This is a genomic window from Mesorhizobium sp. M1A.F.Ca.IN.020.06.1.1 (genome assembly GCF_004023265.1).
Classification (GTDB): Bacteria; Pseudomonadota; Alphaproteobacteria; order Rhizobiales; family Rhizobiaceae; genus Mesorhizobium.
Map to the genome: position 1 here is coordinate 1 of NZ_RZSR01000147.1, position 8,786 is coordinate 8,786.

Genomic DNA, 8,786 nt, shown 5'->3' on the forward strand with positions numbered 1-8,786 from the left:
GGTCGGCGGCCAGATCGCTTCCGGCAAAAGGTCGCTTAGCAAAGACAATGGTGGGGGAGGGGAAGGATGAGCTCTCATCCCGAGGCCGACCACCGGCGGCGTGTCATGCTGCGCACCGCCCTGGGTCCGGCAATCACCGAAGCCCTTGCCGATCCGTCCGTCATCGAGGTGATGGTCAATCCCGACGGTGCGCTGCGGCTCGACCGGCTGGGCGAGGGCCGAGTCAATACGGGCGTGCATCTGCACCCGTCCGAGGCGGAACGCATCATCCGCCTGGTCGCCTCCCATGTGCGGGTCGAGGCGCACGCGGACAATCCGATTGTCAGTGCCGAACTGCCGTCGGGCGAGCGCTTCGAGGGTCTGCTGCCGCCGGTCGTGCTCGCGCCATGCTTTGCCATCCGTAAACCAGCGGCAAAGCTCTACACGCTGGCCGACTATGTCGCGGACCGGATCATGCTGCCGCTGCAGGTCGATGTGCTCAAGAGGGCAGTCCGCGAGCGGCGCAACATCCTGGTCGCCGGCGGCACGTCTTCGGGCAAGACAACCCTTGCCAATGCGCTGCTGGCGGAGGTCGCAGAATGCGACGAGCGGGTGATCCTCATCGAGGACACGCGCGAACTGCAGTGCGCGGCCAGGGACTGCGTTGCCCTGAGAACGAGGCGGGGCTCGGTCACCCTTGCCGATCTCGTGCGCTCAACGCTGCGGCTCAGGCCCGACCGCATCATCGTCGGCGAAGTAAGAGGTGCGGAAGCACTCGACATGCTGAAGGCATGGAACACCGGGCACCCCGGCGGCATCGCCACGGTTCACGCCAATTCGGCGCGCTCCGCACTCTACCGTATCGAGCAGCTCGCACAGGAAGCAGTCGTCACCGTTCCCCGCCGCCTCATCGCCGATGCCGTCGACCTGCTCGTCTTCATCGCCGGCCGCGGCTCGTCGCGCCACATCGACGCAATCGCCGAGGTCACCGGTCTCGACGGCAGCGGCGATTACGCCGTTGCCCCGCTCACGCTTTCGCAACTCCAGCAGCTTTGAAAGGCCTTCCTCATGCGCAAGAAGCTTCGCTTTCTTTCGTCCACAGCGCTCGCGTTTCTTATCACGGCCCCCGTTTATGCGGCCGGCTCCGGCATGCCGTGGGAGCAGCCGCTGCAGCAGATCCTGGAGTCGGTGCAGGGACCGGTCGCCAAGATCGTTGCGGTGATCATCATTATCACCACCGGCCTGACGCTTGCCTTCGGCGACACCGCCGGTGGTTTTCGGCGCCTGATTCAGATCGTCTTCGGTCTGTCGATCGCCTTCGCGGCATCGAGCTTCTTCCTCTCCTTCTTCTCCTTCGGTGGTGGGGCGCTCGTCTGATGGCCGCCGGGGAGCAGCATATCGAGGGCTTCGCAGTACCGGTCCACCGGGCGCTGACCGAGCCGATCCTGCTCGGCGGGGCTCCGCGCGCGGTGGCGATCCTCAACGGTACAGTGGCCGCGGCCATTGGCTTCGGCTTGCAGCAATGGATTGCTGGTCTGGTGCTTTGGATCGCGGGCCACTCGTTAGCGGTCTTTGCCGCAAGACGCGATCCGGACTTCGCCAGCGTGCTTGTGCGCCACCTTCGTCTGAAGGGGTGGCTTGCATGCTGAACCTTTCGGAATATCGAAGCAAAGCCGACCGGCTTGCCGACCATCTACCCTGGGCTGCCTTGGTGGCGCCCGGCATCGTGCTCAACAAGGACGGCAGCTTTCAGCGGACGTTGCGGTTCCGCGGCCCGGATCTCGAAAGTGCGACGGAGGCTGAACTCGTCGGCATTTGCGGCCGGGCGAACAATGCTCTCAGACGCCTTGGCTCTGGCTGGGCATTGTTCTTTGAGGCCGAGCGCATAGAAGCGCTGGGCTATCCGAACTCGCATTTTCCTGACGCCGCGTCGTGGCTGGTCGACGAAGAACGCCGCGCTGCTTTCGAGGGGAAGGTAGCGCACTACGAGAGCCGCTATCATGTGACCTTAGTGTTTATGCCACCGCCCGACGCCCAGGCGCGCGCGGAAAGCGCGCTCGTCGACTCTCATTATTCCCAAGGAGAAAGAGACTGGCGCCAGGATCTGGCGAGGTTCCGTGACGAGACCAACCGCGTGCTCGATCTCTTCTCGGGCTTCATGCCCGAAGTACGCGTCCTCGATGATGCTCAGACGTTGACCTATCTCCACGGCACGATTTCGCCTCGACGCCATCCTATCATGGTCCCGGAAACGCCGATATATCTGGATGCCATCCTGGTCGATGCGCCGCTTGCCGGTGGCCTGGAGCCGATGCTGGGTGAGCAGCATCTTCGCACACTGACCATCCTCGGCTTTCCGAACCTCACCCGGCCCGGGATTCTCGATGCCCTCAATCATCAGGATTTCGCCTATCGCTGGATGACGCGCTTCATTCCGCTCGAGAAAACGGAAGCCACGAAGACGCTGACGCGGTTGCGCCGGCAGTGGTTTGCCAAGCGCAAATCGATCGTGGCAATCCTACGCGAGGTCATTACCAACGAGCCGGTCCCGCTTGTCGACAGCGATGCCGACAACAAGGCGCTCGATGCCGACGAAGCCCTTCAGGCATTGGGCGGCGATCATGTGAGCTTCGGCTATCTCACCACGACCGTGACGGTGTGGGGCGAGGATCGCCAAGCCGCTGCAGAGAAGCTTCGCGCGGTCGAGCGCATCATCAATGGGATCGGTTTCACCACGATCCGAGAAGGCGTCAATGCGGTCGAGGCTTGGCTCGGCTCATTGCCTGGCCATGTCTACGCTAACGTTCGCCAACCGCTCGTTCATACTTTGAACCTTGCCCATCTCATGCCGCTGTCGTCGGTTTGGGCCGGTCCTGCGACAAACGAGTATCTCGCGAAAGTCACCCAAACCGAAGCGCCACCGCTTCTCGTTGCCGAGACCAGCGGGTCGACACCGTTTCGGCTTTCCACCCACGTCGAAGATGTCGGCCACATGCTGGCTGTTGGTCCGACCGGCGCCGGCAAGTCGGTTCTGCTTGCTCTGATTGCTCTGCAGTTCAGGCGCTATGCCGGCGCCCAGGTTTATGTCTTCGACAAAGGCAATTCGGCCCGTGCTGCAACACTTGCCATGGGTGGAGAACACCACGCGCTAGGAGCGGACGGTTCCCTTGCCTTTCAGCCACTGCGCAGCATCAACGACCAGGCTAGCCGAAGCTGGGCGGCCGAATGGATCGCCAGCCTTATTGCCCACGAGAACGTCACCGTCACGCCGGAGGTGAAGGAGGCTATCTGGTCAGCGCTGGCCAGCCTTGCCACCGCGCCGGCGCAGGAACGCACACTGACCGGCCTTTCGGTCCTGCTTCAATCCAATGCGCTGAAGTCCGCATTGATGCCCTACACGCTCGACGGTCCCTTCGGCCGCCTGCTCGATGCCGATCATGATGGGCTGGCCTTGTCGGATGTGCAGTGTTTCGAGACCGAGGAGCTGATGCACAGCCAAGGCGCTTTGCTGCCGGTGCTTACCTATCTGTTCCAGCGACTTGAGGAACGGTTCGACGGACGGCCCACGCTGATCATGCTCGACGAGGCGTGGGTCTATCTCGACAATCCGCTGTTCGCCGCCCGCATCCGCGAATGGCTGAAGGTGCTGCGAAAGAAGAACGTGTCGGTTGTCTTCGCTACGCAGTCGCTGGCTGATATCGCGGGCTCTGCCATAGCGCCGGCAATCATCGAAAGCTGCCCGCAGCGCATTTTCCTTCCCAATGATCGTGCCGTGGAACCCCAGGCGCGCACAGCCTACGAACGCTTCGGTTTAAGCGAGCGGCAGATCGAATTGATCGCCCGCGCCACGCCGAAGCGTCAGTATTATCTGCAATCGCGCCGCGGCAACCGTCTGTTCGAGCTCGGGCTTGGCCCCATCGCTCTTGCGCTTTGCGGTGCTTCCGATCCGGCCACGCAGACTCTGATCGACAGGATCCTGTCCGAAGACGGGCAAGGCAGCTTTGCCTCGCAGTTCCTGATCGCGCGCGGCCTCGATTGGGCCGGCGAACTTCTCAAGCAATTCCCTCAACCAGACAAGGAGCAATTAGCATGATGCGGCGACGCCTTCTCTCCGGCCTGATCACCGTTTCCCTGATCGCCAAGCCTATGGCCGACTATGTGCAGCCCGCCTACGCCCTTATCGTGTTCGATCCGTCCAATTATGCGCAGAACGTGCTGACGGCCGCGCGCGCCCTGGAGCAGATCAACAACCAGATCCAGTCGCTGCAGAATCAGGCGACCATGCTGCAGAACATGGCGCGCAATCTTCAGCGTCTGGATTTCTCTTCCGTTGGCCAACTCACCGGTTCGCTCCATCGCATCGACGGCTTGATGGACCAGGCGAGTGGCCTCAGCTTTGATCTGGGCAAGCTTCAAGACCAGTGGCGCAGCCAATATCCGGAAAGCTACGACGCCACGATCAAGGTCAGCGATGTGGCGAGTGCTGCGCGCGAGCGTTGGCAAAGCGCCATGCAGGCGTTCCGCCAGACCATGGGGGTCCAGTCGCAAATCGTCGAGAACGTCCGCGCCGACGGCGATCTGCTCGCCGATCTCGTCAACCGCAGCCAAGGGGCGGCCGGTGCGCTTCAGGCAAGCCAGGCCACCAACCAGCTGATAGCGCTTTCGACAAAGCAGCAGATGCAGATCCAGACGCTGCTCGCAACGCAGTTTCGAGCTGAGGCCGAGGATGCCGCCCGCAAGGCCCAGTCAGAGGAAGCCGCCCGCGAGATGACGAAGCGATTCTTGGGTACCGGCTCGGCTTATCCCGGCAATTAATCACGAGTTCATCACGACGAGGAAGGCAGCGGCATGAACGACCTTGGCGTCATCGATCGCTTCATGGAGACCTTCATCCGCTACATCGACAGCGGGTTCGGTCTGCTCTCGGGCGACGTCGCCTTCCTCACTACCATTCTGATCGGCATTGACATCACACTTGCCGGCCTGGCGTGGGCGCTCGGCGAGGAGACCAGCGTTCTCGGCCGGCTTGTCCGCAAGGTGCTCTATGTTGGCGTCTTCGCCTTCATCCTGAACAATTTCAAGAACCTCGCCGATATCATTTATCGTTCTTTTGCCGGTCTCGGGATTAATGCGTCGGCCGGCAATCTGTCGGCAGACAATCTCCTGCGCCCGGGCCGCATTGCCGCGACCGGTTTCGAAGGTGCTTGGCCAATGCTTGACCAAGCCAGTCAGCTCCTGGGCTTCCCGGAAATCTTCGGCAACGCACTGACCATCTTCGTGCTGCTGATGGCCTGGTTCCTGGTCATCATCGCCTTCTTCATCCTTTCCATCCAGCTTTTCATCACCATCCTTGAGTTCAAGCTCACCACGCTGGCAGGTTTTGTTTTAATTCCATTCGCACTTTGGAACCGTTCAGCGTTCCTGGCCGAACGCGTGCTCGGCCATGTTATCTCGTCAGGCATCAAGGTGATGGTGCTCGCCGTCATTGTCGGCATCGGCTCCACGCTCTTCGGGGAGTTCGCTTCCGCATTGCAAGGCAAGGAGCCGGATCTGGCCGCTGCCATGTCCCAGGTACTGGGCGCACTGGCACTGCTTGGCCTTGGCATTTTTGGGCCGGGGATCGCGTCGGGTCTTGTCTCAGGCGCACCGCAGCTTGGCGCGGGCGCCGCCCTCGGCACGACCGCGGCGGCAGCGGGTGTATCACTCGTTGCTGGAGGCACGGCATTTTCTGGCGCGCGTATGGCAACCAGCGGCGGTCTCGCCGCCATCCGCGCCGGCACAACAATGGGATCGGCTGCTTCCACGTCCTGGCAGATCGGGCGCGCAACCTCGCCCGACGTTGGCCTCTCCGGTGTGGCTGCTGGAATGCATGGTGTAACCAGTGCCGCTGGCGGCGCCGCTATACGCGTAGCGCGATCCGCCACTGCAAGTGTTGGGCGCAACGCCGATGCCGGGCGCGATGCCGCGTGGACCGCGACCGGCGGCACGCCGACCGCGTCAATGACCGAGCGCTCTGCCGGTTCGGCCACTGTTTCGGCGCCGACGTGGGCAAGGCGCCTACGTTCTGAACAGACCGCCCGTGCACATCGCCACGCTGCCATGCAAGCTGTCCGAGACGGAGACCGGCCGGGAGGCAGCGCCAACCCCTCTCTCAACGACAAGGATGACTAGATGCTCTTCAAGCGACCCGTGCACCGTTACGGCAAAACACCCGAACCGGTCACGCCGTATCAAAAAGCCGCCCAGCTGTGGGACGAGCGCATCGGCTCATCTCGACTGCAGGCCAGGAACTGGCGGCTCATGGCCCTTGGGTGCCTGGCCTTGGCGACCGGACTTTCCGGCGGACTCGTATGGCAGTCGATGCAAAGCCGTGTCGTGCCTTACGTCGTCGAGGTCGATGGCTTCGGCGAGACGCGCGCCGTCGCGCCGGCAATCCGGAATTATGAGCCCTCGGATGCTCAGATCGCCTGGCATCTCGGCCGCTTCATCCAGAATGTCCGTTCCGTTTCCACCGATCCGGTTTTGGTACGGCAGAACTGGTTCGCAGCTTACGACTTTGCTAGCGATCGCGCAGCGCTCTTCCTCAACGAATACGCCAAGGCGAACGACCCCTTCGGTCAGATCGGAACGCGCAGTGTCTCGGTACAGGTCACCAGCGTGGTCAGGGCCTCCGAAAGTTCATTCCAGGTCAAATGGACCGAGCAGGTGTTTGAGCGCGGAAGCCTTGCCAGCACGATGCGCTGGACTGCGATCCTCACGATCGTGATCCGCTCGCCAAGCAATACGGATCAGCTGCGCAAGAATCCGCTCGGCGTCTTCATCAACGCCATTGACTGGTCACGCGAGCTCGACAGCGCCGTCCCACCCCCCCCTTTCTCCGACGGAGTCCACCAATGAAAGATAAAATGTCACCGATTCGTGCCGTGCTGATCCTATCGGTGTCGGCAGCGGTCGTTTCCGCTTGTGCATCGAAGAAGGTGCCGCCGCCTGAGATTTCCTATGACGCTGCTGACTTCAAACCGGCCGCGATCGAGAAGGCGCCGGAGAGGCCGATTAGAATTGTCGAGGTGCCAAAACCACTGCCGCTGCCTGGCCAATTGCAGCCCGAGTCCGGCAAGGCCGAGGACAAGCGCCCCCCTGAAGAACGCGTCGCTGATGCCAACAAAGCCGCGACCCAGCAACCCACCAAGTACGGGTATGTTAATGCCGTGCAAGTCTACCCCTTCACCGATGGCGCGCTTTATCAGCTCTATGCCGCGCCGGAGCGCGTGACCGACATCGCTCTGCAGCCGGGCGAGAAACTAACCGCCGTGTCGGCTGGCGACACCGTGCGCTGGGTCATAGGCGATACCGCAAGCGGCACCGGTGACAATCAGCGCACCCATGTTCTGGTGAAACCCTTCGCGCCGGGTCTTGCCACCAATGTCGTCATTACGACGGACCGGCGGACCTATCATTTGCAGCTTCAAAGCACCGAGAAGACAGCAATGGCGGCAATCTCCTGGACCTACAGCCAAGACCAGATCATCGCGCTTCGCCAGCGCAATGCTCAAGCCGAGGCAGTTACACCGGTCGCGTCGAATATCGCGCTCGAAAACCTTCGCTTTCGCTACTCGATCAGTGGCGACACACCGCCCTGGAGACCGACGCGAGCCTTCGACGACGGCAGCAAGGTCTATATTGAGTTCCCTCGTCGCATAGATCAGGGCGAGGCGCCACCACTCTTCATCGTCGGCGCAGATGGGAGCAGCGAGCTCGTCAACTATCGCGTGCGCGGCAACTATTACATCGTCGATCGGCTCTTCGCCGCGGCCGAACTTCGCCTCGGCACCAAGCAGCAGCAGGTGATCCGCATCAGCAGGATTGACGACAGGCAACCGCTACGGCGGATCTCGCTCTTTTCGCGTTCCAGCCGGTGAGGTGAGGGCTCATGATCGAAAATTCCCGCTCTGGCATCCCGCCGAAACTGGATCCCGAGGAACTGCAGCTTCGGGCCTCTCCCCGCCGCGTGGTGCGGTTCAGGCGCGGTGTGATCATCGCGATCGCAGCGCTCGGATCCGGCGCTGTGTTCGGCGTTGCCATGATGGCGCTCCAGGGGCCGGCCCTTCGCATCAGGGATCAGGCGGAAGATCCCTACAGCACTGAGCGCAAACCAACCGTCGAGGGACTCGATACGCTTCCCCATGACTATTCCGGCATGAAGCCGAAGCCTCCCGTCCTTGGGCCACCTTTGCCGGGCGACCTCGGTCGCCCCATCCTCGAGCGGCAGCGCCAGCTCGGCATCGTGCCGGGTCAAGACATCTCGGCCGAGGAGCAGCGTCTAGCGCAGCAGGCGATCGAAGCGCGTGAATCGCAGGTGCTTTTCCGCGTCGAAAATCGAGCTCAACAGACAGATGTCGGTGAGAGCGTGCAAACTGCTCAGCATCCATTTGAGGCACTTCCCCAATCCGAAGCAGCACGCGCGTCAGCCTCGGTGGCGCCGGCGGAAGGCGACCAGAACAATCAGCAGCGAAAGCTTGATTTCCTCAGCCAGCGGAGCACTGGCGGGATCTACAATCCGCATGCGCTGCAGACGCCGATCTCGCCGTATCAACTGATGGCTGGCAGCGTGATTGCCGCCAGCCTGATCACCGGCATCAATTCCGATTTGCCGGGCCTTGTCGTCGCGCAAGTCACCGAGAATGTGCACGACACGGTCACGGGCAACATATTGCTGATTCCGCAGGGCTCACGTCTTATCGGCGTCTACGACAGCGTCGTCGCGTTCGGGCAAAAGCGAGCGCTGCTGGTCTGGCAGCGCATTCTGC

The 8,786-nt window shown here is 62.2% G+C and carries 9 protein-coding genes; all 9 read left to right on the forward strand.

Annotation, left to right across the window (positions count from 1 at the left end):
• Positions 1–66 precede the first annotated feature (66 nt).
• Entirely contained in the window at positions 67–1,035 is a 969-nt protein-coding gene (gene trbB / locus EOA60_RS09320) for a P-type conjugative transfer ATPase TrbB (protein WP_091595797.1), read from the forward strand.
• A 12-nt stretch (positions 1,036–1,047) separates the two neighbouring features.
• Positions 1,048–1,356, forward strand: a complete 309-nt coding sequence (locus EOA60_RS09325) for a TrbC/VirB2 family protein (RefSeq protein WP_024502851.1) — start codon at positions 1,048–1,050, stop codon at positions 1,354–1,356.
• Complete coding sequence (locus EOA60_RS09330; RefSeq protein WP_024502852.1) at positions 1,356–1,628, forward strand: VirB3 family type IV secretion system protein; 273 nt, start codon at positions 1,356–1,358, stop codon at positions 1,626–1,628. The genes EOA60_RS09325 and EOA60_RS09330 overlap by 1 nt, the downstream gene beginning before the upstream one ends.
• Positions 1,622–4,072, forward strand: a complete 2,451-nt coding sequence (gene trbE, locus EOA60_RS09335; protein WP_029354937.1) for a conjugal transfer protein TrbE — start codon at positions 1,622–1,624, stop codon at positions 4,070–4,072. The genes EOA60_RS09330 and trbE overlap by 7 nt, the downstream gene beginning before the upstream one ends.
• A complete protein-coding gene (gene trbJ / locus EOA60_RS09340; protein ID WP_091595793.1) occupies positions 4,069–4,794 on the forward strand; it encodes a P-type conjugative transfer protein TrbJ in 726 nt (241 codons plus the stop codon). Before trbE ends, trbJ begins: the two co-directional genes overlap by 4 nt.
• A gap of 33 nt (positions 4,795–4,827) precedes the next feature.
• Entirely contained in the window at positions 4,828–6,150 is a 1,323-nt protein-coding gene (gene trbL / locus EOA60_RS09345) for a P-type conjugative transfer protein TrbL (RefSeq protein WP_127334880.1), read from the forward strand.
• Complete coding sequence (trbF, locus tag EOA60_RS09350; RefSeq protein WP_091595789.1) at positions 6,151–6,876, forward strand: conjugal transfer protein TrbF; 726 nt, start codon at positions 6,151–6,153, stop codon at positions 6,874–6,876.
• Positions 6,877–6,884: 8 nt separating this feature from the next.
• A complete protein-coding gene (trbG, locus tag EOA60_RS09355; protein ID WP_164746653.1) occupies positions 6,885–7,898 on the forward strand; it encodes a P-type conjugative transfer protein TrbG in 1,014 nt (337 codons plus the stop codon).
• 110 nt (positions 7,899–8,008) lie between these two features.
• Positions 8,009–8,786 (forward strand): TrbI/VirB10 family protein (locus EOA60_RS09360; protein WP_281060732.1); only part of this gene is annotated, 778 nt, incomplete at its 3' end.